At 62.4% G+C, this 23,560-nt stretch carries 24 protein-coding genes; 7 read left to right on the plus strand and 17 right to left on the minus strand.

Translation table 11 applies throughout. The features are described 5' to 3' along the window. Positions 1 to 37 precede the first annotated feature (37 nt). On the plus strand, positions 38 to 1,312 hold the full coding sequence (locus Q0R02_RS04380; protein ID WP_293881193.1) for an MFS transporter: 1,275 nt from the start codon (positions 38 to 40) through the stop codon (positions 1,310 to 1,312). Here the strand turns inward: Q0R02_RS04380 and Q0R02_RS04385 are convergent. From Q0R02_RS04385 to Q0R02_RS04395, 3 genes are all read right to left on the minus strand, one after another. Next, a complete protein-coding gene (locus tag Q0R02_RS04385) occupies positions 1,274 to 1,765 on the minus strand; it encodes an MAPEG family protein (protein ID WP_293881194.1) in 492 nt (163 codons plus the stop codon). The genes Q0R02_RS04380 and Q0R02_RS04385 overlap by 39 nt on opposite strands. 125 nt (positions 1,766 to 1,890) lie before the next feature. Continuing rightward, positions 1,891 to 2,535 carry an RsmD family RNA methyltransferase gene (locus Q0R02_RS04390; protein ID WP_293881195.1) on the minus strand — a complete coding sequence of 215 codons (645 nt, stop codon included), beginning with the start codon at positions 2,533 to 2,535 and terminating at the stop codon, positions 1,891 to 1,893. Beyond that, positions 2,535 to 3,779: a pseudouridine synthase gene (locus Q0R02_RS04395; protein ID WP_293881196.1), complete on the minus strand. Its 1,245-nt coding sequence runs from the start codon at positions 3,777 to 3,779 to the stop codon at positions 2,535 to 2,537. The genes Q0R02_RS04390 and Q0R02_RS04395 overlap by 1 nt, the downstream gene beginning before the upstream one ends. A gap of 145 nt (positions 3,780 to 3,924) precedes the next feature. On the opposite strand from Q0R02_RS04395, the gene Q0R02_RS04400 reads away from it, so the two are divergent. Further along, positions 3,925 to 5,229: an MFS transporter gene (locus Q0R02_RS04400; protein ID WP_293881215.1), complete on the plus strand. Its 1,305-nt coding sequence runs from the start codon at positions 3,925 to 3,927 to the stop codon at positions 5,227 to 5,229. Between the two features lie 18 nt (positions 5,230 to 5,247). On the opposite strand, the gene Q0R02_RS04405 is transcribed toward Q0R02_RS04400, so the two are convergent. Genes Q0R02_RS04405 through Q0R02_RS04440 form a run of 8 tightly spaced genes read right to left on the minus strand, consistent with a single transcriptional unit; the run spans position 5,248 to position 13,240 of the window. Then, positions 5,248 to 6,483 carry a folylpolyglutamate synthase/dihydrofolate synthase family protein gene (locus Q0R02_RS04405; RefSeq protein WP_293881197.1) on the minus strand — a complete coding sequence of 412 codons (1,236 nt, stop codon included), beginning with the start codon at positions 6,481 to 6,483 and terminating at the stop codon, positions 5,248 to 5,250. Beyond that, on the minus strand, positions 6,483 to 7,334 hold the full coding sequence (gene accD / locus Q0R02_RS04410) for an acetyl-CoA carboxylase, carboxyltransferase subunit beta (RefSeq protein WP_293881198.1): 852 nt from the start codon (positions 7,332 to 7,334) through the stop codon (positions 6,483 to 6,485). The genes Q0R02_RS04405 and accD overlap by 1 nt, the downstream gene beginning before the upstream one ends. Continuing rightward, positions 7,331 to 8,134, minus strand: coding sequence for a tryptophan synthase subunit alpha (gene trpA / locus Q0R02_RS04415; RefSeq protein ID WP_293881199.1), 804 nt, complete (start codon positions 8,132 to 8,134; stop codon positions 7,331 to 7,333). The genes accD and trpA overlap by 4 nt, the downstream gene beginning before the upstream one ends. Further along, entirely contained in the window at positions 8,131 to 9,375 is a 1,245-nt protein-coding gene (trpB, locus tag Q0R02_RS04420; protein WP_293881200.1) for a tryptophan synthase subunit beta, read from the minus strand. Before trpB ends, trpA begins: the two co-directional genes overlap by 4 nt. Then, positions 9,372 to 10,004, minus strand: a complete 633-nt coding sequence (locus Q0R02_RS04425; protein WP_293881201.1) for a phosphoribosylanthranilate isomerase — start codon at positions 10,002 to 10,004, stop codon at positions 9,372 to 9,374. The genes trpB and Q0R02_RS04425 overlap by 4 nt, the downstream gene beginning before the upstream one ends. A gap of 29 nt (positions 10,005 to 10,033) precedes the next feature. Beyond that, a complete protein-coding gene (gene pyrF, locus Q0R02_RS04430; RefSeq protein WP_293881202.1) occupies positions 10,034 to 10,708 on the minus strand; it encodes an orotidine-5'-phosphate decarboxylase in 675 nt (224 codons plus the stop codon). After that, on the minus strand, positions 10,705 to 11,040 hold the full coding sequence (locus Q0R02_RS04435; protein ID WP_293881203.1) for a hypothetical protein: 336 nt from the start codon (positions 11,038 to 11,040) through the stop codon (positions 10,705 to 10,707). Before Q0R02_RS04435 ends, pyrF begins: the two co-directional genes overlap by 4 nt. A gap of 7 nt (positions 11,041 to 11,047) precedes the next feature. After that, a complete protein-coding gene (locus Q0R02_RS04440) occupies positions 11,048 to 13,240 on the minus strand; it encodes a patatin-like protein (protein ID WP_293881204.1) in 2,193 nt (730 codons plus the stop codon). Between the two features lie 98 nt (positions 13,241 to 13,338). On the opposite strand from Q0R02_RS04440, the gene radA reads away from it, so the two are divergent. The 4 genes from radA (at position 13,339) to mltG (ending at position 17,358) form a co-directional block, all read left to right on the plus strand. Beyond that, positions 13,339 to 14,697: a DNA repair protein RadA gene (radA, locus tag Q0R02_RS04445; protein ID WP_293881205.1), complete on the plus strand. Its 1,359-nt coding sequence runs from the start codon at positions 13,339 to 13,341 to the stop codon at positions 14,695 to 14,697. Between the two features lie 101 nt (positions 14,698 to 14,798). Beyond that, positions 14,799 to 15,035 (plus strand): acyl carrier protein, encoded by a 237-nt coding sequence (locus Q0R02_RS04450; protein ID WP_293881206.1) that lies wholly within the window; start codon positions 14,799 to 14,801, stop codon positions 15,033 to 15,035. 110 nt (positions 15,036 to 15,145) lie between these two features. Further along, positions 15,146 to 16,405: a beta-ketoacyl-ACP synthase II gene (fabF, locus tag Q0R02_RS04455; protein WP_293881207.1), complete on the plus strand. Its 1,260-nt coding sequence runs from the start codon at positions 15,146 to 15,148 to the stop codon at positions 16,403 to 16,405. Beyond that, positions 16,405 to 17,358 (plus strand): endolytic transglycosylase MltG, encoded by a 954-nt coding sequence (mltG, locus tag Q0R02_RS04460; RefSeq protein ID WP_293881208.1) that lies wholly within the window; start codon positions 16,405 to 16,407, stop codon positions 17,356 to 17,358. The genes fabF and mltG overlap by 1 nt, the downstream gene beginning before the upstream one ends. A gap of 2 nt (positions 17,359 to 17,360) precedes the next feature. Here mltG and Q0R02_RS04465 read toward each other — a convergent pair whose 3' ends face one another. Continuing rightward, positions 17,361 to 18,764: a M20/M25/M40 family metallo-hydrolase gene (locus Q0R02_RS04465; protein ID WP_293881209.1), complete on the minus strand. Its 1,404-nt coding sequence runs from the start codon at positions 18,762 to 18,764 to the stop codon at positions 17,361 to 17,363. Between the two features lie 137 nt (positions 18,765 to 18,901). Between Q0R02_RS04465 and Q0R02_RS04470 the strand changes: the two genes are divergently transcribed. Next, positions 18,902 to 19,441: a peroxiredoxin gene (locus tag Q0R02_RS04470; RefSeq protein WP_293881210.1), complete on the plus strand. Its 540-nt coding sequence runs from the start codon at positions 18,902 to 18,904 to the stop codon at positions 19,439 to 19,441. A gap of 87 nt (positions 19,442 to 19,528) precedes the next feature. Here the strand turns inward: Q0R02_RS04470 and argC are convergent, their stop codons facing one another. From argC to rimO, 5 genes are all read right to left on the minus strand, one after another. After that, a complete protein-coding gene (argC, locus tag Q0R02_RS04475; RefSeq protein WP_293881211.1) occupies positions 19,529 to 20,440 on the minus strand; it encodes an N-acetyl-gamma-glutamyl-phosphate reductase in 912 nt (303 codons plus the stop codon). Next, complete coding sequence (locus Q0R02_RS04480; RefSeq protein WP_293881212.1) at positions 20,437 to 20,694, minus strand: SH3 domain-containing protein; 258 nt, start codon at positions 20,692 to 20,694, stop codon at positions 20,437 to 20,439. Before Q0R02_RS04480 ends, argC begins: the two co-directional genes overlap by 4 nt. A 43-nt stretch (positions 20,695 to 20,737) precedes the next feature. Beyond that, the gene (locus tag Q0R02_RS04485) at positions 20,738 to 21,052 is read right to left on the minus strand and encodes a MarR family transcriptional regulator (protein ID WP_293881216.1); all 315 of its coding nucleotides are present in this window, start codon (positions 21,050 to 21,052) and stop codon (positions 20,738 to 20,740) included. Between the two features lie 111 nt (positions 21,053 to 21,163). Beyond that, positions 21,164 to 22,540: a M17 family metallopeptidase gene (locus Q0R02_RS04490; protein ID WP_293881213.1), complete on the minus strand. Its 1,377-nt coding sequence runs from the start codon at positions 22,538 to 22,540 to the stop codon at positions 21,164 to 21,166. After that, a partial coding sequence (gene rimO / locus Q0R02_RS04495) for a 30S ribosomal protein S12 methylthiotransferase RimO (protein ID WP_293881214.1) occupies positions 22,537 to 23,560 on the minus strand: 1,024 nt, incomplete at its 5' end. The genes Q0R02_RS04490 and rimO, both read right to left, overlap by 4 nt.

Genomic DNA, 23,560 nt, shown 5'->3' on the forward strand with positions numbered 1-23,560 from the left:
ACGGAATGCACGGCAACGATCAAAGGGGTGCTACACGGTGGGATCAGGTTCGGCGAAGCGGGTGCTCGGGGCAAGCCTGGTCGGAACGGCTGTCGAGTTCTACGATTTCTACATCTACGCGACCGCAGCCAGTCTGATCATCGGGCCGCTGTTCTTTCCGTCGACATCCAGTTCGGCGCAGTTGCTGCTGGCCTATGCCAGTTTCGGCGTGGCGTTCGTTGCCCGACCGGTGGGGGCGGTGGTGTTCGGCCATTATGGCGACCGCATCGGCCGTAAGACGACGTTGGTCGCATCGCTGCTCATCATGGGCGGATCGACGATGGCGATTGGCTTGTTACCCGGTTACGCGTTGCTTGGGTGGATCGCGCCATTGATCCTGTGCTTGCTCCGGTTCGGACAAGGGTTCGGGCTGGGTGGTGAATGGGGCGGCGCGGCTTTGCTGGCGGTCGAGAATGCGCCGCCGGGCTGGCGGGCGCGCTACGGGATGGTTCCGCAATTGGGCGCGCCGGTCGGGTTCATCGCGGCGAACGGAATGTTCCTGTTGCTCGGGCTGCTCCTGACGCCCGACCAGTTCCGCTCATGGGGTTGGCGGCTGCCGTTTCTGGCGAGCGCGCTGTTGGTCGCTATCGGCCTGTGGGTTAGGTTGAAGCTGACCGAGACGCCTGAGTTTCGCGAGTCACTGGCGAAAGCAGCCCCTCCAAAAGTGCCGATTGCCGAGGCTTTCCGGTCGCATTGGCAAGCGATCCTCGGCGGGACGTTCGGTGTGGTGGCCTGTTTCGCGATCTTCTACATCGCGACGGCCTTTGCGCTTGGGTACGGGACGACGACCCTTGGTTATTCGCGCAGTCAGTTCCTGCAGATGCAGTTGGGCGCGATCCTGTTCATGGCGACCGGAATTTTGCTCAGCGGATGGCTGGCGGATCGGTTCACGCCGACCAAGGTGCTGACCGGCGGGTGTATCGCGACGATCGCGACGGGGTTGCTGTTGCCGGTGATGCTGGGCAGCGGGTCGAGTGGTCTGGTGTTCGGATTTCTAGCGCTGGCGTTGCTGGTAATGGGGTTCGTCTATGGGCCGCTGGGGGCGTGGTTGCCCGCTCTGTTCCCTGCGCGGGTGCGATACACGGGGGTGTCGATCGGGTTCAATGTCGGCGGGATGATCGGTGGCGGGTTAACGCCGTTCGTGGCGCAGACGCTGGCGGAGAACAGTGGGCTTGGCGCGGTTGGGCTTTATCTGGCGGGGGCAGGGGTGGCGAGTTTGGTGGCGCTGGTTCTGTTAAAAACTAGCAAGCGCCCGGCTGAAAACAACAAATAAAAGAACGCCGACGTTGGGATAAAAGGTGAGCGCAAAGCCAAATGCCCGCCGTGCCGCTCCGTGCCTGTAGCCAATCCAGAAAAGCAGTCGACCAAGCGAAAACAGGCCGGCCAGCGCGCCTGCCGCCGTTGGGGTGAGTGTATGGACTTCGGCTGCCAGTGCAAAGTGCACACTTATGGCCAGCACCGTTTGTTCAAGCGTATTCTGGAGGATCGCACCCGCATCCCGGACTGACTGGCTCCCCGTCGATCGGCTACTGCCTGCAATATCGTCGGACGAAAAAAACCGCAGACGTGCAACATTGGCGATGGCGGCAGTTAGCCAGATGATGACGAACAAATCGGCTCGTGCGACAATTTTCATTCGTTCGGCAAAGGTTTGCCCGATCCCCGGTGGCATCTGCAAAAAAACCCAAGCGAGCACCACGAGGGTCAAGAGCACCGCAAGCGCCATGCCGAAAGCAACGCGCCGCTGTTCAAGACGGAAATTGCTATCAACCAGCGTGACTTCCTTTCCCCGGCAATTTGAAACTGCGCGTCCCTTTCCGGATACCAACATGCTCCCTAGCATCAACCGGATTACGTCGCCCGCAATAGGGTAATCTTCGCCTTCCCGTGCACCCGCTCGACTTCGATGTCATATCCCTCGACCGTTACGCTTTCCTTTTTCATAGTCTCCACACTCGCCAACGCGCCGGGTGCGATCCAGCCTAGTCGCAGCAGGCGTTCGAGGGCGACGATGCCTGCACCACTTTCATAAGGGGGGTCGAGCAGGATCAGATCAAATGGGGCGGGGGATGGGCCGAGCGCCATGACCGACTGGGCGCGGATCTCTGTCGTTGGGCGCGGAGGCGAGGTTGGTTCAAGGGGGGTATCGCCAATTGCTTCGACATTTTGCGGCAAAACCCGCAGTGGTGCCCGGACAAATCCTTTCGCCTTGGGCTCGTCTCCCAATATCCGGGCGATGTTGGTTTTGAGGGCCGTAATCGCGTCGCCGTCCTGTTCGACGAAGGTGCAGCTCGCCGCACCGCGGGACAGGGCTTCGAGGCCGAGTGCTCCGGAGCCTGCAAACAGGTCTAGTACGCGCAGGCCCTCGAAGCTGCCGAGGCGGCTGACTAGCATCGAGAACAACGCTTCTCGGGTGCGGTCGGCGGTGGGGCGGGTGGTGTCACCCTTTGGCGCGATAAGGGGACGCCCGCGATAAATGCCGGAGATGATACGCATTACTTGGACTTTCCGCCGCGCGGCGGTCCGCCGGTAATGTTGCGCGTGGGGCCGGGGCGCGGTTTGCGCGGGCTGGATGAGGGCCGCGCGCCAGCGGGTTTTGCGCTCGGTTTGCCTGACGGCGAGAAGCGGGTGGTTGGCACGGCGGGGGCGGCTCCGGCGACGGTCGGGGCGTTGCGCCAGTGCTTTTTGACGGCGGGTTTAGACGCGGCGTCGCGTTCGCGGAGGGCGGCTTTTACGGCGGCTTCGCGTTCGACTTTGGGTCCAAAGTTGCTGGACCGCGCGCGACGCCTGTCTCCTGGTTCCTCGACCGGCTTTTGCGTAAAAATGCGCGGTGCCACTTTGCGGACGACCGGAGCCGCGCGAGGTGCAGCGGCAACCGGGCGCGGGTCGGGTGCCGGCCGCGCGCGGGGCGCTTCCCCCCTCCGACCCCGGCCACCGACGGCCAGCGTGGCATCGTCATTGATGCCGACCATCTTCATGCCCTTCATATTCTTCATGAAATCCACGACGATGTTCTGTTTGATCTCATCGACGGCCCCGACGGGCATGTCGTGGAGCGGAAACGGGCCGTAGGCGGTGCGGATCAGGCGGCTGACCTGGAGTCCCAGATGTTCGAGGACGCGGCGTACTTCGCGGTTCTTACCCTCTGCCAGCTTCATTTCGATCCAGAAGTTGGTGCCGGTGCGACGCTCCATATTGGCGTCGATGCTGCCGTAGCGGACGCCTTCGATCTCGATGCCTTCGATAAGGTCCTCAAGCTGCGCCTGTGAGACATGGCCATAGCAGCGCGCGCGATAGGTGCGGGGGATGCCCGAAGATGGCAGTTCAAGCTGGCGCTTCAGCTCGCCGTCGTTGGTCAACAGCAACAGCCCTTCGGTATTCAGATCGAGGCGACCGACTGGGACCACGCGCGGCAGTTCGCCGGGAAGCTTGTCGTAGATCGTCGGCCGACCCTTGGGATCACGCTCTGCAACCAGCAGGCCGGTGGGCTTATGATAGCGGAACAAGCGCGCCGTTTCCGGCGGAGCAACAGGATTGCCGTCAACGGTGACGCCCTTCAGCGAGGTCAGGATCGTCGCGGGGGTTTCAAGCGGCACGCCGTCTAGCGCGATGCGGCGTTCCTCGATCATGCGCTCGATCTCGCGACGCGACGCGACGCCGGCACGGGCGAGCAACTTGGCGATGCGATCGCCGGTCTTGTTGCCGTGTTTGTCGACGGGAGATTTTTCTGGTGGTTTCATAGGTGTGCCTTAGCGGTTCGGCATAAATTGTCGAAGCCCTGTCTCTGAGATGCACTGGCTTGCCAAGTGACGGCGCGCTCACCAAGACAGGACATAAGCAGGCGCGTTGGGGATGAGCGTGGATCAGGACAACAAGATGGGCACGATGCGGGGTGGCAGGCGGAGCGGCCTGATCGCGGCGATACGGCCCTATATCGAGCCTGCGCCCCTGGCCGCGTTTTTTCTAGGGATATCGTCCGGCTTTCCGTTCGCAATGATCGGTGCGACCCTGACCACGCGACTGGCGCAGGACGGGATCGACAAGAAGAGCGTCACCGCGTTCAGCCTCGCGTTTCTGGTATATAACCTAAAATGGTTGTGGGCGTGGATCGTCGACGGGGTGCGCCTGCCGCTCATCGGAAGGCTGGGGCAGCGGGTATCATGGCTGATCGTGGCCGGGCTGCTGGTGATCGCGGCGGTCATCAATCTGGCGCTGGTCGATCCACGGGCCAGCCTGCTGACGACGGCCTATGCTGCGGTTCTGGTCGGGCTCGCCGGGGCAACCTTTGATATTGTCATCGACGCCTATCGCATCGAATTGCTCGAGCCGCGCCAACTGGGCGCCGGATCCGGGATGTCGCAATACGGTTGGCGGATCGGATCGGCGGGGGCGGGGGCGCTTGCTCTGGTCGTGGCGGGATTTGCCGGGTGGCAGGCGGCCTATCTGGCCTGCGCAGCGTTGGCTTTGCCCGCGATGATAACGGGGTTGGTCATGCGAGAACCGGCGCGGCGTGTGGTCGTGATCGGCAAGAAGTCACTGAACGATGTGTGGCAATCGATCGTCGGGCCGTTCGGCGAGTTCATGGCACGACGGGGTGCCGCGTTGGTGCTGCTGTTCATTCTTGTCCACAAAATCGGCGACACGCTGGCCAATTTGACGTTTCGGCTGTTGTTCGACGACATGGGCTACACCAATACCGAAATTGCCATTTATGATGTCGGGGTCGGTTTCTGGGCGTTTCTTGTCGGCATTTTCGTCGGCGGGGTGATGTTCACACGCCTGGGACTGAAGCGATCCGTGCTGATCGCGCTTGTCCTGATGGCTGTCTCCAACCTCAGTTTTGCCGCCTTGGCCGCCGCGGGGCACAGCAGCGCGGGGATGGCCGGAGCGATCGGATTCGAAAACTTCGCGAGCGGGATCGGCGGGGTGGTAATCGTCGCCTATTTCTCGGCTCTCTGCGACTTGCGCTTTACCGCGGCGCAGTATGCGCTGATCTCCGCCGCAGCGAGCATCGTCGGTCGGTTTGTCACCGGCACGACGGCAGGCGCCATGATCGAATCGCTGGGGTATGTGAATTTCTATCTGCTCACCACTTTGGCGGCGATCCCGGGTATCATTGTTTATTGGTTGCTGCTGAAAAGCGGGCTGGTTGACGAAGCGATGGGGAGCGCGGCCGAGGTCACAGACTGATAGGGGGACCCTCAAGTCTCAATCGGGTAGTTGACGATTTAGCCTCAGCGCTTCACCGGCCAGATAGAGCGAGCCGATGATCAGGACATCGGACCTCGATGTGAATGCGGCCAAAGCGGCCTCAAGGTCAGGCGCAACCCTTCCTTTCCACCGCGACGCCAGCGCTTCCACATCGGCGCTGGCGTGATGGGGCACTTCGATGAATGTCAGGCTGAGCGCGCCGGGGGCAAGCGTGGCGACAATGTTGTCGGCTTCTTTGTTGGCCAATATGCCGACGATCAGGTGTCGCGGAGTCGTGGACAATGCGGCGGCAAGAGCTTGGGCAGCAGCAGGGTTGTGGGCGCCATCAACGACCAGCGTGCTGCCTGGCATAAGTAAATCTGTCAGGGGTCCAGGCGACAAGCATTGCAGGCGTGCGGGCCACCGGGTGCTGGCGACCCCGGCGTAGATCGCTTCATCAGACACGAACCTGGTTACCCTCAGCATGGCGGCTGCCAGGCTGGCGTTGCGAAGCTGATGCGCACCGGCCAGGCTGGGTTGCAGCATCTGATCGACCTGCCAGTCGCGACCTTCGCTCAGCATCGGCGCACCTTGTCGCGCGGCGACCTTGGCAATTTCGTCCATGGCTTCAGATGCTTGTCCCAGCACGACGAGGGGCACGCCACGCTTGGCGATCCCCGCTTTCTCGGTCGCCATGTGCGCCAGCGTCTCGCCAAGAAACGCCTGGTGATCGACACCAAGCTGAGCAACCCCGCAGACGATCGGACGAGCGATGACGTTCGTCGCATCGAGCCGTCCACCGAGGCCGACTTCGACCACACAGGCGTCGGCCGACGTCCTGCTGAACGCCAGGAAGGCCGCAGCGGTGGTTGCTTCAAAGAAACTGGGGCCGATGTCGTGCGCTTCGGCGACGTCGAGGACTTCGCGCAATAACGGGGCCAGCGCCTCATCTTCGATCAGTTTGCCCGCGATCCGAATACGCTCGTTAAACCGCACCAGATGAGGGCTGGTATAGACGTGCGCGGTCATGCCCGCCGCCTCGACACAGGCCCTCAGGAACGCGCAGGTCGACCCCTTGCCGTTGGTGCCGGCCACGTGGAAAACCGGTGGCAGGCGATCTTGCGGATTGCCAAGGTGGTCGAGCAGTTCGGTGGTCCGCTCCAGCCCCAATATGTCCCGACCCGGCGACAGTTGCGCGAACCGATCGAGCTGCGCCTGCACCGCGGCATCGTCGGACCGCGCATGGTCGGCCATCAGGCCGCCGCCTTGTCCACCACCAGATAGCCGATGATCCGCGCCAGGGTCTCGCGCAGGTCATGGCGCTTGACCACCATGTCGAGCATGCCGTGATCGAGCAGATATTCGGCGCGCTGGAACCCCTCCGGCAATTTCTCGCGAATTGTCGATTCGATGACCCGCTGGCCCGCGAAACCGATGAGCGCCCCCGGTTCGGCGATCTGGACGTCGCCCAGCATTGCATAGCTGGCTGTCACACCCCCGGTCGTCGGGTCGGTCATCACGACGATATAGGGCAGCCCGGCCTCGCGCAATTCAGCGATGGCCACGGTGGTGCGCGGCATCTGCATCAGCGACAGGATACCCTCCTGCATCCGCGCGCCACCTGCTGCGGTGAAAATGATATAGGGCGCGCGCATTGCGATGGCGACGCGGATGCCCGCCAGAAAAGCCGCACCGACGGCGACGCCCATGGACCCGCCCATAAAGGCGAAATCCTGAACACCGACGACCGCAGGGTGGCCGTCTATCGTGCCGCTTGCCGTGATCAGCGCGTCGGTTTCGTTGGTCGCAAGGCGCGCTGCACGCAAGCGGTCGGGATATTTCTTTGAATCACGGAATTTCAGCGGGTCGTCGGTGGTTTTTGGCGTTTCCAATTCGTCGTACCCGTCATCGAAAATATGCGCGAAGCGGGCGTCAGGACCAATGCGGCCGTGGTGGCCGCACTGCGGACAGACCGACAAGTTTTCCTCATATTCACGGCTGAATACCATCTGGCCACAGCCCGAACATTTGATCCACAAATTGTCCGCGGTTTCGCGCTTGGCGATGAATGGAATGCGTTTGCGGACGTCGTCGATCCAGCTCATTCGGATACTTTCATGCGTGCGGATTGAACCGCGTTGGCGAGGGTGCGGACATAAGCCTGAACATGAACCGGCGCATCGACGCCATGCTGTGCCACGATCTCGACGATCGCCGACCCGACCACGACACCGTCGGCCACCCTCGCAATGGCGGCGGCCTGTTCCGGGGTGCGCACCCCGAAGCCGACGGCGACCGGAATATCGGTTGCGGCTTTCAGGCGTGCGACGGCGGTTTCGATGCTCGTCTGCACCGCTTGCTGAAGGCCCGTGATGCCCGCCACCGACACATAATACAGGAAACCGCTCGCCCCATCGAGGACAGTCGGCAGGCGCACGGCGTCGGTCGTCGGGGTCGCGAGGCGGATCGGCGCGATACCGACGGCGCGCAGGGCAGGGCCCAGTTCGGCGTCCTCCTCGGGGGGAAGATCGACACAGATCACACCGTCGACTCCTGCCTTTTCGGCGGCAACAGCAAACCATTCGGCTCCGCGTCGGATCATCGGATTGGCGTATCCCATCAGGATCAGGGGAACATCGGGGTGCCGCGCGCGGAAGCCAGTAGCCATGGCGAGAATATCGGCCGTCCTGGTGCCGGCCCCCAAGCTGCGCAAATTTGCAGCCTGGATGGCAGGCCCATCCGCCATCGGATCAGTGAACGGCATACCCAGCTCGATGATGTCCGCGCCGCCCGCCACCAGCGCGTCGAGGATTGCCGGGGTCGCGTCCGGCCCCGGATCGCCCGCCGTCACGAAGGTGATGAGCGCCGCGCGGTCCGCCGGAAAAGCCTCCGAAAGCCGCGTCACAGCTTTACGCCAAGCGCTTCTGCGACCGTGAAGATGTCCTTGTCCCCCCGACCGCACAAATTGACGACAATGATACTGTCCTTCCGCATCGTCGGTGCGCGTTTCATGACCGCCGCAATGGCGTGCGCGGGTTCGAGCGCGGGAATGATGCCCTCGATCGCGCACAGCAGCTTGAACGCCGCCAGCGCTTCGACATCGGTGACGCTGTCGTATCCGACCCGCCCGATATCCCTCAGCCAACTGTGTTCGGGGCCGATCCCCGGATAATCCAGCCCCGCCGAAATGCTGTGCGCCTCGGTAATCTGGCCATCCTCGTCCTGCAGCAAGTAGGTCTTGTTGCCATGCAGGACGCCCGGCGATCCGCCGGCGAGTGATGCCGCATGCTCCTTATCCAGCCCATGACCCGCCGCCTCGATACCGAGCATCTTGACGTCGACATCGTCCAGAAACGGGTGGAACAGGCCGATGGCGTTCGAACCGCCGCCGATTGCGGCGACCAGCAGGTCGGGCAGCCGCCCCTCGCGCTCCATAATCTGCGCGCGCGCTTCCTTGCCGATCACGCTTTGGAAATCGCGGACAAGCTCCGGATAGGGATGTGGCCCCGCTGCCGTCCCGATGATGTAAAACGTGTCGTGCACGTTCGCCACCCAGTCGCGCATCGCCTCGTTCATGGCGTCTTTCAGCGTCTGCGCGCCGCTGGTCACGGGACGAACCTCGGCCCCGAGCAGCTTCATGCGAAAGACGTTGGGTGACTGCCGCTCGACATCGCGCGCGCCCATGAAGATCGTGCAGGGCAGGCCGAAACGTGCCGCCACCGTGGCGGTGGCGACACCGTGCTGCCCGGCCCCCGTTTCGGCAATGATCCGTGTCTTGCCCATCCGCAACGCCAGCAGGATCTGGCCAATGCAATTATTGATCTTGTGAGCGCCGGTATGGTTCAATTCGTCGCGCTTGAAATACACTTTCGCTCCGCCGAGGTGTTCGGTCAGGCGCTCGGCAAAATACAACGGGCTTGGCCGACCGACATAATGTTCCATCAAGTCGTCGAATTGCGCCGCGAACGCCGGATCGGCCTTTGCAGCGCGATATTCACGGTCGAGATCGAGGACAAGCGGCATCAGCGTTTCCGCGACATAACGACCTCCGAACTCGCCGAAGTGGCCGCGCTCGTCGGGCTGCGTGCGCAAGCTGTTTGCGCCGCCGGGAAGGGTGTTGCTGGAAAGCGTCTGATTGTCTGTCATAAGTTTGATGTGGCTTTAAGGAACGCGGCAATCTTGTCCATATCCTTGATGCCCGGGGCGGATTCAACGCCGGATGAGATATCGACCAACGGCGCACCGGTCACGCGCACGGCTTCGGCGACGTTTTTGACGTCGAGCCCGCCCGATAATGCCCACGGCATCCGATGGGCAAATCCCGCCAGCAACGTCCAGTCGAACCGCAGCCCCATGCCGCCCGGTAACGTGCCCTCGGGCGTCTTGGCATCGTACAATATCCGCGCGGCCACAGTGTCCCAATGGCGCGCCTGGTCGAGGTCGCCCCGCGTCCGGACCGCGACCACCCCCCAGATCTCCAGACCCTTCTTTACGATGGCGGCAGCGCGACCGGGCAGGGTGGAATGAAGCTGCAATATGTCGAGATGCCCTGCCGCAACCGCCTGCTCGACCAACGCGTTTGACGGATCAACAAAGACCCCGACGCGCTTCACATGAGCTGGCACCAGCGCCGACAGTTCGGCCACACGGTCGAATGACACGTTGCGCGGACTATCGGGATAAAAAACAAAGCCGACATGACTGGCCCCGCCCGCGATCGCCGCGTCGAGGGTTCGGAGGGTCGACAACCCACAGATTTTCGTTTGGATGATCATGGGTTCCGGGTCAGCCTGACTGGCAGGACTCAAAGCGTCGCTTCAATGGCGCGGACGGCGGCGTCGGGGTCCGACGCCTGCGTGATGGGTCGGCCGATGACCAGGATCGAAGCCCCCCGGTCAAGCGCCTGGCGCGGCGTGACGACGCGCTTTTGATCGCTCAAGACGCCATCGGCCGGGCGCACGCCGGGCACCACGAAAAAGCCGTCGGGCCATGATTTGTGGACTGCCGCAACTTCCTCGCCCGAACAGACCACGCCATCCAGCCCGGCTTCGCGCGCCGCCGCGGCCAGTCGCATCACCTGGTCGTGCGGATCGCCGCTCACGCCAGCGGCCAACAGATCGCTTTGATCAAGGCTGGTCAGGACGGTTACGGCCACGACTTTCGTGCCGTTCGGCGCAGCGGCCTTGGCATCCTCCATCATCGCGCGCCCGCCCGCCGCATGAACGGTCAGAATTGCCGGCGACAATGGGCGCAAAGCCTGGATCGCCTTTGCCACGGTATTGGGAATATCGTGCAGTTTCAGGTCGAGGAAGATGGGCAGTCCCAACAACGCCATCGTCCGCACGCCCGCCCGACCGTTCGCTGCAAAGAACTCAAGTCCCAGCTTGATTCCCCCGACATGACGCTTCACGCGGGTCACGATTTCGCGCGCCCGGTCCAGCTCGGGCGTGTCGATCGCAATCCAGATCGGACTGGTCATGGAAACGTCGGCGGGGTCGTGGCAGGTGGCACGGTGATCGGCCCCGTACTTGCAAAACTATCGACGACGACGCCATCAGCGACGCTGCGGGTTTCGATCAAACTGCGATTTGCCGTCTCAAGTTTTCGACGCAGGCTCCAGCGTGTGACCCGGTGCAAGATCCACGATGGCAGCAAACCCAGCAGAAACACCGCCAGCAGCAGGAACGGCAGCTTCCAGACCGTTTCTATGTCGCTCCATAATTTTATCGAGACGTCGGTCCAGTTATTGACCGCAAAGATCACGCCCATAACGGCGATCACGACCCAGAATATGGTGCGAAGGAATTGCATGTGGCGATCAACCCTCTGTTGTTTCGTCCCGATCTACGCCCGTACTGACGGTTTTGCCACCCGCGAGTTCGTCGCGTAGCGTGGCGATCAATGGCGCAATGTGTGTCAGACGGGGCGCCTCCTCGTCGAGTATTGCATGGAACAGGTCCTGTTTAACCGATGCAATCAGGGCTCGGTCGATACGGGCAGACGCTGGCAAGGTGGAGACGACAATGTCGACGAGGCGCTCGGCGCCGTGGAGCCGCCCCCAGAGATAATCGTTCTCGCGATATGTCCGGCTGAAGAACGCGCCGAAACTGTTGAACTGGATGCCCTTCAGCGTTGCCGCTGCGCCCCCGGTCCGGATCGATTGTGCTTCGTCGGGCGAAATGCGATCGACCTTGATCTCGTCGAACTCATCGAACCCCTCGCCCTGCAACAGCGCGAGCGTCGCCACGTCGTAAAAGGGAAAGCCCAGATAGGCGAGCAAGGGAGCACGCCGGTCGCCCTTCGGACACCCCGCGATCGCCTCGGCAAGGGCCGCATCGGTCGCGCCATCGAGTGCCAGCAATTCCGCGTTCGGATTGGGAGCAGCCTCCAGGTCGAGGTAATCCGCAAGCTGGCGGTACAGCGTGACGCTAACCTGTTCGAAATTTGCATCGGGACGTTCATTCTCAAGCGCCGCCAAGCTGCGTCCCAGAAAACGCAATCGCCGAATGCGGTAGGCGATATCGTGCCGGGCAAAAAAGTCCTGCGGCGCCAGCGTTGCCATATCCCCGACGACCGCCGTCCGAAGAAGCGCGGGCGCAGCATCGACGATGTTCGCCATCTTCAACTGGCAATAACTGACATAGGTGTGCCCGGCATCGCGCGCGGCCCGCTCTTCGGCGCGCTGCCGCCAACCGGCAAGGCGCGCGGGGGTGGGTCGATCGATGAACAATGTCCGACCGAACAGCCCGGCAACCGACGCCTCGACATCGGGGCGAAGCTTCTCGACGATCAGCCGCATCCGCCGAATGCGAGCCGACCGTTGTTCCAATGCCTCCAGATTGTCGCGGATCGGCTGTTCGCGCGGGATGTCCGACAGGGCACCGAATATGGTCGTGAAGAAACCCGGTATATCTGCTTCCCCGCCGCGATTGATCTTGACCGAACGAATGCCCGGCTTCGGGTCGATATAGACAAAGCGACGATCGACCTCGCGGCGGGCAGGGCGCAGTTTCAGGGCCTCGATGGCGGGTTCGAACGGCGCGTTGGCGAGCACCGAGCCGTCAATCAGGACGGCCTTGTCGACAAGTTCGGTCTCCGCGCGGTGTGGCAGGACCCGCGTCAGAAAGGCATCGCGACCGGGCCATGGCCGCTTGTCGCTCGCCAGCACGCGGTCCAGTTCGGCAGCAGTGAATGGTGGAAAAGCACCGGGAAAACTGGCCGTCGCCCGCGCAGCAAAGGTCAGGTTCTCAATTGAGTCAAGGCGCGTTGGTTCGCCGGGCGCATCGCGAAAGGCAAAGGTTAGCCGATGTTCGTTCTCGATGATCTGCGGCGGGGAATTCAGGCGCAGCGTCTCGGGATGACCGTGAAAATCGGTCACCGTGACGAACAGGTCGAGCGGCTGCTCGTCGGGCAGCAGACGCGGACCGGCGGCCTGGTCCTCCATCACATCGAATGCATCGAGCAGCAGTCGCGTGAAGGTTTCACCTCCAAACGGGGGCTCGAACCAGCGCGCGCGGACGAAGCGTGTCAGCTTGCCGTGGATTTCGTCACGCGTCTCTTCGTCCAGGTCATCGTCCCAGGTGGCACCTTGGCGACCAGCAAACGCCCACACCAGCGGGGTCGCCCAAAACTTTGAAAAGCGGTGCGACGCCTTGGCCCGCGGATCGAGCAGTGAATCGACGTCGGCCGATTCGAGCCACAGGTCGGTCAGCGAATCGAGCGACTGCCCCGTCGCGATCGCCTGCGCAAGAAAAATGCCGTTGATCCCCCCCGCCGACGCACCGGCGATGATGTCGGCAAGGACGCGCAACTCGATGCCGGTCGTCTTCCCAATCGTCTCCAGCAAACGTGCGTAGATGATGGCGGTCGGCGACGGAGCGGGTTCACGTTTGTGGAAAGCCCGCGAGGCGCGCGCCAGATGCCAGATCTCCTTGGTGATCCCGTGCATGTAAACGGCCAAACTGATGCCGCCGTAGCAAATCAGCGCAAGCCTTAACTCTTTCTCTCTCATGCGGTGTCACTCATGGTGAGCGGTGTCGCATGTCGCGGCCCGCCAGGCTAGTGCGCAACACGCTTGCGTTCCCGCTTCGTTCACGGCAGGAGGGCGTGATGGCGAAAGCGCAAAAACGATATGTCTGTCAGGCTTGCGGGTCAGTTGCGTCCAAATGGGCGGGCCAGTGCGACGATTGCCTTGATTGGAACACGCTGGTCGAGGACGCGGGTGCAGTCGTTACGCCTTTCTCCGCCCGGCATAATCTTCAGGCCGGTGGACGGGCGGTGACCTTGGTCGCGCTTGATTCAGAAATTCCGCTGCCCGACCGGATCCCGAGTGGAATTGCCGAACTGGATCGTGCGCTGGGCGGAGGGTTCGTCGCGGGTTCGGCGACGTTGATCGGTGGCGATCCCGGTATCGGTAAATCGACATTGTTGTTGCAGGCCGCGGCAAAACTGGCACTCGCGGGCCGACGGGTGGCTTATGTGTCGGGTGAGGAAGCTGCCGACCAGGTGCGTCTGCGCGCGCGGAGGCTCGGACTTGGAAACGCGCCGGTGGGATTGGCAGCCGCAACTTCGGTGCGCGACATATTGGCGACGTTTCCGGTCGCGCCCGACCTGCTCATCATCGATTCGATCCAGACCATGCACTCCGATCTGATCGAGGGGGCGGCAGGAACGGTCAGCCAGGTGCGCGCATCGGCGGGCGAATTGATTCGCTTTGCCAAGGAACGTGGGACGGCGGTCGTATTAGTCGGCCATGTTACCAAGGATGGCAGCATCGCCGGGCCGCGCGTTCTGGAGCACATGGTCGATACGGTATTGAGTTTCGAAGGCGAGCGGAGCCATCAATACCGCATCCTTCGCGCGATCAAGAACCGCTTTGGCGGCACCGACGAGATCGGTGTGTTCGCGATGGGGGAAGACGGGTTGGGCGAGGTCGGCAATCCCTCATCACTGTTCCTGACCACTCGCGGAGAGGCGGTGACGGGGACGGTCGTGTTTCCCGCGCTGGAGGGCACGCGCCCGGTGCTGGTCGAGGTTCAGGCGCTGACGGTGCGACTGGCGAGCGGTGCCACACCCCGACGTGCGGTGGTCGGATGGGACTCGGGCCGCCTGGCAATGGTCCTCGCGGTACTGGAGGCGCGGTGCGGCCTGTCGTTTGCCTCTTCCGAAGTCTATCTGAACATTGCTGGCGGGTATCGGCTGAGCGACCCCGCCGCCGATCTGGCTGTGGCTGCGGCCTTGATTAGCGCATTTTCCGAACGCCCGGTCCCGGCCGACGTCATCGCGTTTGGCGAAGTGGCGCTGTCGGGCGAAGTCCGCCCGGTATCGCACGCCGGACTTCGCCTGAAGGAGGCCACCAAGCTCGGTTTCGAGCGCGCATGGCTCCCCTCGGGGGTCAAGGCGGACGGCATTGCCCTGAACGGCTTCCGTAGCCTCGGCGCGCTGGTCGATTTCATGCTGGGACGTTGATCACGTACGAACGCATGAAAGGCGGGGCTTGCGCGGCTCTCGCGCCCGGATTAGGGCGACTTACAACTAGCTTTCACTCACATGAACGAGAAGGACCCTTCATGAGCGAGACCGCCGACCGGGTTAAGAGGATTGTCGTCGAGCATCTCGGTGTCGACGCCGACAAGGTTACCGAGGAATCAAGCTTCATCGACGATCTGGGTGCTGACAGCCTTGACATCGTCGAACTTGTCATGGCCTTCGAAGAAGAATTCGGTGTGGAAATCCCCGATGATGCGGCTGAAAAGATCACGACCGTCAAGGACGCGATCAGCTTCATAGACGCTAACAAGGGCTGACCCCTAGCCGGATTCGTCTTGGCGAGCCGGCGTGTTTCGGACGGCCTCCCGGCATCAGCGGGGAGGCCGTTTTCGTATGAAAACCGTTTGAATGATTTGGGGAGGCGAATATGCGCCGTGTCGTCGTCACAGGATTGGGAATGGTCACGCCGCTGGGCGCTGACGTGGAAACCGTCTGGGCCAATATCCTGGCCTCGAAATCCGGCGCAGGCCCGATCACCCGCTTCGACGCGACCGACTATGCCTGTCGAATCGCCATGGAGGTCAAGCCCGCGGACCATCCTTACGGCTTCGATCCAAACAAGCGCGTCGATCACAAGGTCCAGCGCCAGGTCGATCCCTTCATCATTTTCGGGATCGATGCCGCCGGACAGGCTCTTGAGGACGCGGGCCTCACCGACATGACCGAGGAGCAGCGGTTCCGCGCAGGGCTCTCGATCGGTTCGGGCATCGGCGGCCTCCCTGGCATCGCCAGCGAATCGATCGTCCTGCACGAACGCGGCCCGCGCCGGGTATCGCCTCACTTTGTCCACGGTCGCCTGATCAACCTGATCTCGGGCCAGGTCAGCATCAAATATGGGCTGATGGGTCCGAACCATGCCGTGGTCACCGCCTGCTCGACCGGTGCCCATTCGATCGGCGACGCTGCGCGCATGATCCGCGACGACGACGCCGATGTCATGCTGGCGGGCGGCGCGGAGGGCGCGATCTGCCCGCTCGGCATCGCGGGCTTCGCCCAGGCCCGCGCGCTTTCGACCGCATTCAACGACACCCCCGAAAGGGCCTCGCGCCCCTACGACATGGATCGCGATGGCTTCGTGATGGGAGAGGGTGCCGGCGTCGTCGTCCTCGAAGAATATGAACATGCCAAGGCGCGTGGCGCGAAAGTTTATGCCGAGGTTATCGGCTACGGCCTGTCGGGCGATGCCTATCACGTCACTGCGCCTCATCCCGAAGGGTCAGGCGCATTCCGTTCGATGCAGATGGCGATCCGCAAGTCGGGCCTCGAGTTGTCCGACATCGATTACATCAACGCGCATGGCACTTCGACGCCGCTCGGTGACGAGCTGGAACTCGGTGCCGTGCGTCGCCTGTTCGGCAGCGCCATGGATACGGTTTCAATGAGCTCGACCAAGTCGGCGACCGGGCACCTTTTGGGCGGTGCGGGCGCGATCGAGAGCATCTTCTGCATCCTCGCCCTGCGCGACCAGATCGTCCCGCCGACGCTGAACCTCGATAACCCGAGCGAGGGTTGTGCCGGAGTCGATCTCGTCCCGCACGTGCCAAAGCAGCGCAAGGTGAAGGCCGTTCTCAACAACAGCTTCGGCTTTGGCGGCACCAATGCCAGCCTGGTGCTGAAGGCGGTCTGATGCGTCGCTGGGTGATTGTCGCGCTGCTGATCGTCGCGGCATTCATTGTTTTTTCCGTGTTTCGCTACGCGGGCGGCGCGCCACGTAACGTCAACGTCGTCATTCCGGCTGGGTCCAGCTTGACTTCGGCGGCTAAGACGCTGGAACAGGCTGGCGCGATCAAATCCTCTGGCGCGTTCCTGACCGACGCGCGGCTCTTTGGCAGCAAGGACCCGATCAGACCCGGCGAATATCGCATCACCCGCGGCATGGGTCCCGAAACGATCCTGAGACTGCTGCAATCGGGCAAAACGCTTCAGCGCTTCATTGTCGTTCCAGAAGGGATGCCATCGATATTAGTATATGAAAAGCTGATGGCGACACCATTGCTGACCGGCACCGTTGCCACCCCGGCAGAGGGATCGCTGCTTCCCGATGCTTATGCCTACACCCGGGGGGACCCGCGTTCGGTGGTCGTCGGACGCATGCAAAAGGCGATGCAGACCGCCCTCGCCAATGCGTGGAAAGCGCGCAAGCCGTCGACTGCCGTCACGACTCCCGAAGCGGCGCTCATTCTCGCTTCGATCGTAGAGAAGGAAACAGCGCTGGCGAGCGAGCGTCGCATGGTAGCCGGTGTCTATTCTAACCGGCTGAAACAGGCGATGCCGCTTCAGGCCGACCCGACGACGATCTATCCCATCACGCGTGGAAAGCCGCTGGGACGTCGCATCCTGCGCTCCGAACTCCAGGCGAAAAACGGCTATAATACTTATCAGATGACCGGGCTTCCGACTGGACCGATCACCAATCCGGGCAAGAAGTCGATCATCGCCGTCCTCGATCCCGCACCGACCGACGCGCTGTATTTCGTCGCCAACGGGTCGGGCGGATCGTCCTTTGCCGCGACCCTGGCACAGCACAATGCCAATGTGCAGAAATATTACGCCCTGCGCCGTTCACGCGGTGAGATGTAGCGTCATCTGCTGGCATACAGCTTTACCAGGTCGAACAGATAGTCTCGGCCTTCGTAAAGCGCACTGACGCGCAACCGTTCGTTCAGGCCGTGGATGCCGTTCAGGTCGGTCTCGGCAAAAATCCCTGGCACGCCGTAAACGGGAATACCGTTGGCTTCGAGGAAGATCCCATCGGTCGCCCCCGTCGACATCATCGGCAGGATCGCGACCCCTGGAAAATGGGTCTTTGCCACCGCTGCAGCCGGCCCCATGATCTTTGGATCGAGCGCGGGCGGCTTCGCGATAGGGCGGAGCGGCGGCACCAGTGCAATCGTCACCTTCGGGTCATTGATCGCCGTAACCAGTGCCGCCCGCGTCGACTCGCTCGTTTCGCCTGGGAAAATTCGGCAATTGATATTGGCACCCGCGCGTTGCGGCAGCGCATTGTTCGCGTGTCCACCATCCAGCAATGTCGCCACACACGTCGTTCGCAACGTCGAATGAAAGGTCGCGTCGGATGAAACGATCTTATCGGCGGCGCCATCACCCGGATTGGCCAGCAGCGTGGTAATCGCCGTTCCCATTTCCCCGCCGACTGTCTTGCCGATCTGGGCAAAGAACACGCGCGTCGTGTCGGTAAATTTGGCCGGGAATTCAAAGGCCCGCACCGCGCGCAGCGCGTCGGATAACTCGTAGATTGCGTTGTCGGGGACAGGCCGGGAGCTGTGGCCCCCCGGGTTGGTGGTCTCGATCCGATAATTCTGGACGGCCTTTTCGCCCACTTGCATCGCCAGCGCGACCTTCTTGCCCGCCGGATCCAGACGGCCCCCACCACCCTCGTTCAGCGCGAATTCGGCAGAGATCAGGTCGGGCCGGTTTTTGGTCAGCCATTCGGCCCCGTTAAAGGCATAGCTGGTTTCCTCGCCACAGGTCAGCGCCAGGTTGATCGTGCGTTTCTGCTTTGCCCCCGACTGGCGGAGGCGGGCCATCGTGTCGGTGAACACCGCCGCCATTGCCTTGTCGTCCATCACCCCGCGCGCAAAGAAAAATCCGTTTTCCTCGACCAGTTTGAACGGATCACGCGTCCAATCCTCACGCTTGGCCTCGACCACGTCCAGATGCGCTAGCAACAGCATGGGCTTAATTCGCGCATCGCTGCCTTTCAGGATCGCGACGAGCCCGCCGTCCTTGGGATGCGCCGGGTCGGAGAAATAGGTGACATCGGCGTCGGCAAAACCGGCGGCGGTCAATCGCGCACCCATTTTGGCTGCAGCGTCGGTACAGCTGCCAACCGACAGCGTGGTGTTGGTTTCGACCAGTTCCTGAAACAGCGCCCGGAAAGTGGACTGATCGGGGCGCAGGGCCTGTGCAGTTGCAGGTGAAACGACGGTAGCAAGCAGCACGGCGGCAAAACATCTGGCGATCATCGGATTTCCCCCTTGTTGCCATCACGCTATGCGCTTGACGATAACTCGTAAAGCACCCTTGGCATCGCCGGTCCCCATCCTCATATGCAGATCGAGGACCGAGTCCTTTCCAGATCACTTAAACACAGGAGACCCCGATGCTCGTCGGTCGTGAAGTTCCCAACGTAACCCTGAAAACCCGCGTTCGCGATGAGACCGTGGACGGCCCCAACCCATTTCGCTGGCAGGATGTTTCCACCGGCGAACTGTTCAAGGGCAAGCGCATCGTGATTTTCGGCCTGCCCGGCGCATACACACCGACCTGTTCGTCGAAGCAGCTTCCCGGATTCGAGGGCGGCTATGACGAAATGAAAAGCCTCGGCATGGATGAGCTGTATTGCGTGTCGGTCAATGACGCTTTCGTGATGTATAACTGGGGCAAGGCCCAGGGGCTCGAGAAGGTGAAGCTGCTTCCTGACGGTTCGGGTGATTTCACGCGACGTATCGGTATGCTCATCAACAAGAGCCATCTGGGCTTCGGACAACGCTCGTGGCGCTACGCTGCGGTCATCGACAACGGCAAAGTTGCGGCATGGTTCGAAGAGCCCGGCATCAACGACGATGGTTCGGACGCCGATCCATATGAGCAGTCGACCCCAGAAAACATTTTGGCGTGGTTGAAAGCCAACCCGAAGTAATCGGTTTCACGGACTATCTCTTTCCGCATCGGAGGGAGATAGTCCGTAAATCTTCCCGAAAAGGGGAGGGGTGGGAACGTTTCGTTTCTAGAGCTTGAGGCCAACCGTTTCCGGCAATCCCACCATCAGGTTGAGGCTTTGGACGGCGGCACCGCTCGCGCCCTTGCCCAAATTGTCTAGTGCGGCAACCAGCATCACCTGGCTGCCATCATCATTTCCGAAAACAAACAATTCCAGGCGGTCCGTGCCTGCCGCTTGCCCAATGGTCAGGTTCGCCGGCGCTTCCGCAAGCGTGACGATCGCCGATCCCTCGAACATCGCCATCAAGCTCTCTCGAATGGCGTCCGGCGACGGCTTGCCCGGGGTCGCGCCCAGATGAAGCGGGACCTCGACGATCATGCCGCGATAGGCATTGGCAACCGACGGCGCGAAGACGGGCGCATTCGTCAGGCCCGAATACCGCTGCATTTCCGGAATATGCTTGTGCGCGAGCGTCAGGCCATAACCTTGCCATGCAGGTGGCTCGCCCCCGCCCTCATACTCGGCGATCATCGTCTTACCGCCGCCTGAATAGCCTGAAACCGCATTGACGGTGACGAGCCAGTCGCTGGGGACCAGTCCTGCGCGGATGAGGGGGGTGATCAGGGCCAGGAAGCCTGTCGGGTAGCAGCCGGGATTCGAAACGCGCATCGCTCCGGCGACATCGTGACCCAGTTCCGGAAACCCGTAAGTCCAGCCCACTGCGGTCCGAAATGCGGTCGATGCGTCGATGACACGCGTGTGCGGATTGTCGATCAGCGACACCGCCTGAAGCGCGGCGTCATCGGGCAAGCAAAGAATGACAATGTCAGCTGCATTCAATGCATCGCGGCGAGCAACGGCGTCCTTGCGTTGAGCATTGTCTAACCTCAACAGCTCGAACTCGGCGCGGTGGCTCAGGCGCATCTCGATCTCCAGGCCCGTCGTGCCGGCCGCACCATCAATGAAAATCCGCGTCATAACGGTTTGATCGCGCTTGCCGAAACATAGCCAACGACCTTGGAACCCCGGCCCCAACCCCATTCACCGCTGATGTCCAGCAGGTCGAACTGGTCACCCAGGCCTAACTTGCCGACGACTTCAGACTCAGTGGAGGGCGCGATGCGAAGTGCGGTTTCGGCAATCACCGTAAATGCACAGGCCTTGGCATAATGCGGCGCGAAAACTCGATCGGCCAGTTCCACATCGGCCAGGTCACCACGGACCGCGTCCACTCGTGGGTCGATGGGGATCGTTCGCCCTGTCAGCGAAAATTGTTTACGCCGCGGCGCGGGCGCGTTGTTGTTTGCCGGCGATGAGCCGCCCGAATGCGTCAAGAAAATCTGCCCCTTCATCCGTCTTTGCGACGAAGATATTGCGACGGTCCATTTCGTCGCGCTGACGGCGCAGATAGCCGAGGGCACCCAGTCTGTTCAAGGCGCGCGTGACGACCGGCTTGGAGACACTCAGTCCCTTGGCCAGCCCGCGCACCGTGTGGGGACCGGGTGTCAGATAAACGAGCATCAGGAGCGCCATCTGGCGGTTTGTCAGGTCGGGCGAGCCCGAGCGGACATAGTCAACAAGCGGTCCCATCCATCGGTCGAGCATATCGGGTGCCAAGGTCCATCCTTTCCACCCAATCAACAATGAGGGCGGTTTAGCGAACCAACGCACATTGGACCAAACAGTTGCGCAGGGCACAGACTAGCGTGCGAAACGATCGCACAAAAGCTGCCAGACCGCGCGCAGGCCAATCGCCTCGCCGCCCTTTGGCTGTCCCGGTCTGGACGATGGCCGCCATGCGAAGGTGTCGAGGTGAAGCCATGGCGTCGTCGGCGGCACGAAAGCTTGCAGGAACAGCGCCGCGGTCACGGCGCCGGCGAAACCGCCTTCGGGCGCGTTGTTGAGATCGGCGACGTCGGACTTCAGCATTTCAGCGTAGCCCGCATGAAGCGGCAGCCGCCAAAGCGGATCGCCCTGCTCCAAGCCGGCTTTCAGGGCCGCGTTGGCGAGTTCGTCATCGTTCGAGAACATCGCTGGCAAGTCGGGTCCCAGCGCAACGCGCGCGGCTCCGGTTAAGGTGGCGAAATCGATGATCAGCACGGGCTCGAGCTCAGCCGCCCTGGTCAGCGCGTCGGCCAGGACAAGGCGACCTTCGGCGTCGGTGTTGGCGATCTCGACCGTCAATCCGTTGCGACTCGTGAGGATATCGCCCGGGCGGAAGGCATTGCCCGCGATGGCGTTCTCGACCGCCGGGATCAACAGGTGAAGCCGCATCGGCAGGCGGGACTGGATGATCAGCTGCGCGAGTGCGAGCGCATGCGCCGCGCCGCCCATGTCTTTTTTCATGTTGCGCATGCCCGACGACGGCTTGATGTCGAGGCCGCCTGAATCAAAGGTCACCCCCTTGCCGACAATCGCCACGCGAGGGTGGGCGGGGTTGCCCCACTCGATCTCGATCAGCCGCGGCGCATTGTTCCGGGCCGCGGCCCGGCCGACTGCATCGATCATCGGATACCCGGTTGCCAGCGCCTCGCCCCGGGTGACGGTCAGCACCGCATCGCCCGATTTCGCCAGACGCGCCGCCTCTGCCTCGAGCTCGGGCGGTCCCATGTCGGAGGCGGGGGTGTTGACCAGATCGCGAACCAGCGCCACCGCCTCCGCCTCGCGGAGGACGGTTTCGATGCGGGCGGGATCGGGGGTCAGGAGGGTGCGGGGGCCGGTTGGTAGACCATCTCGTTGATACCGGTCGAAGCGGTATTGGGCGAGCAGCCAGCCGAGTGCGGCGGGGCCGGGGGCGCCGGTCGCCAGCCTGTAGGAATTTTCCGGAAGCGATTCGGCGGCCTTTGCAAGGCACCAGGTCGAGAGGTTGGAAACGTCCTTCACTCCGGCCACCGCGATCCAGCCGTCACCCGAAGGGACGATGGCCAGCGTGTCCGGAGACCCGCTAAACCTTTGTGCGGAAAGGAGTGTTCGGACGATGGCGAGCTGGGTGTCCTGCCAATCCTCGAACCCCGCCTTGTCCACCGCATGGATCGTGATCGCCGCTTGAACGCGATCGGCTTCGAACAAAGCCTTCACGCGGCGACGACCCCGAACAGATCATGGTCGTCGGCATCTTCGATCAGGACACGCACGATGTCGCCCTCAACCAGCCCCGACGTATCGCGCAGGAAAACCTCGCCGTCGATTTCGGGAGCATCGGCCTGCGACCGACCGGTCGCGCCGCCATCCGGGTCCACGGCATCAATGATGACGTCGAGCGTGCGCCCGATCTTTGCCTTCAGCTTGGCAGCCGAAATTCCGGCGGTCAGCGCCATCAGGCGGGCGTAGCGCTCTTCCTTGACCTCCTCGGGCACGGGGTTCGGCAAGTCGTTCGCGACAGCGCCCTGCACGGGTTCGAAGCGGAAGGCGCCGACGCGGTCGAGCTGCGCCTCTTGCAGCCAGTCCATCAAATACTGGAAATCAGCCTCGGTTTCGCCGGGAAAACCGACCACGAAGGTCGATCGGATGGCGATATCGGGGCAGATTTCACGCCACTTATGCACCCGTTCGAGGACTTTCTGTTCGTTTGCGGGCCGTTTCATCGCTTTCAGCACCGCCGGCGCGGCGTGCTGGAACGGAATATCGAGATAGGGCGTGATCAACCCGTCGGCCATCAACGGGATGATCTGGTCGACGTGCGGGTAGGGATAGACGTAATGCAACCGCACCCACGCGCCGAGCGAGCCCAGTTCGCGCGCCAGGTCGGTCATGTGCGCGCGGACTTCGCGGCCATGCCATTCGCGCGGCTGATGGCGAATATCCACGCCATATGCCGAGGTATCCTGGCTGATGACCAGCAACTCGCGCGTGCCGGCAGCAACCAGCTTTTCCGCCTCGCGCAGGATCGCGTCGGGGCGGCGCGAAACGAGGTCGCCCCGGATGCTGGGGATGATACAGAACGAACAGCGGTGATTGCACCCTTCCGAAATCTTCAGATAGCTATAGTGGCGCGGCGTCAGTTTCAGGCCGCTGTCGGGCACCAGGTTCAGGAATGCGTTCTGGGGCATCGGCGCGTATTCGTGAACCGCGCCGACGACCGCTTCATATTGTTGCGCC

It is taken from the genome of Sphingomonas sp., from assembly GCF_025353885.1.
In the GTDB taxonomy this organism is placed as follows: domain Bacteria; phylum Pseudomonadota; class Alphaproteobacteria; order Sphingomonadales; family Sphingomonadaceae; genus Sphingomonas_O.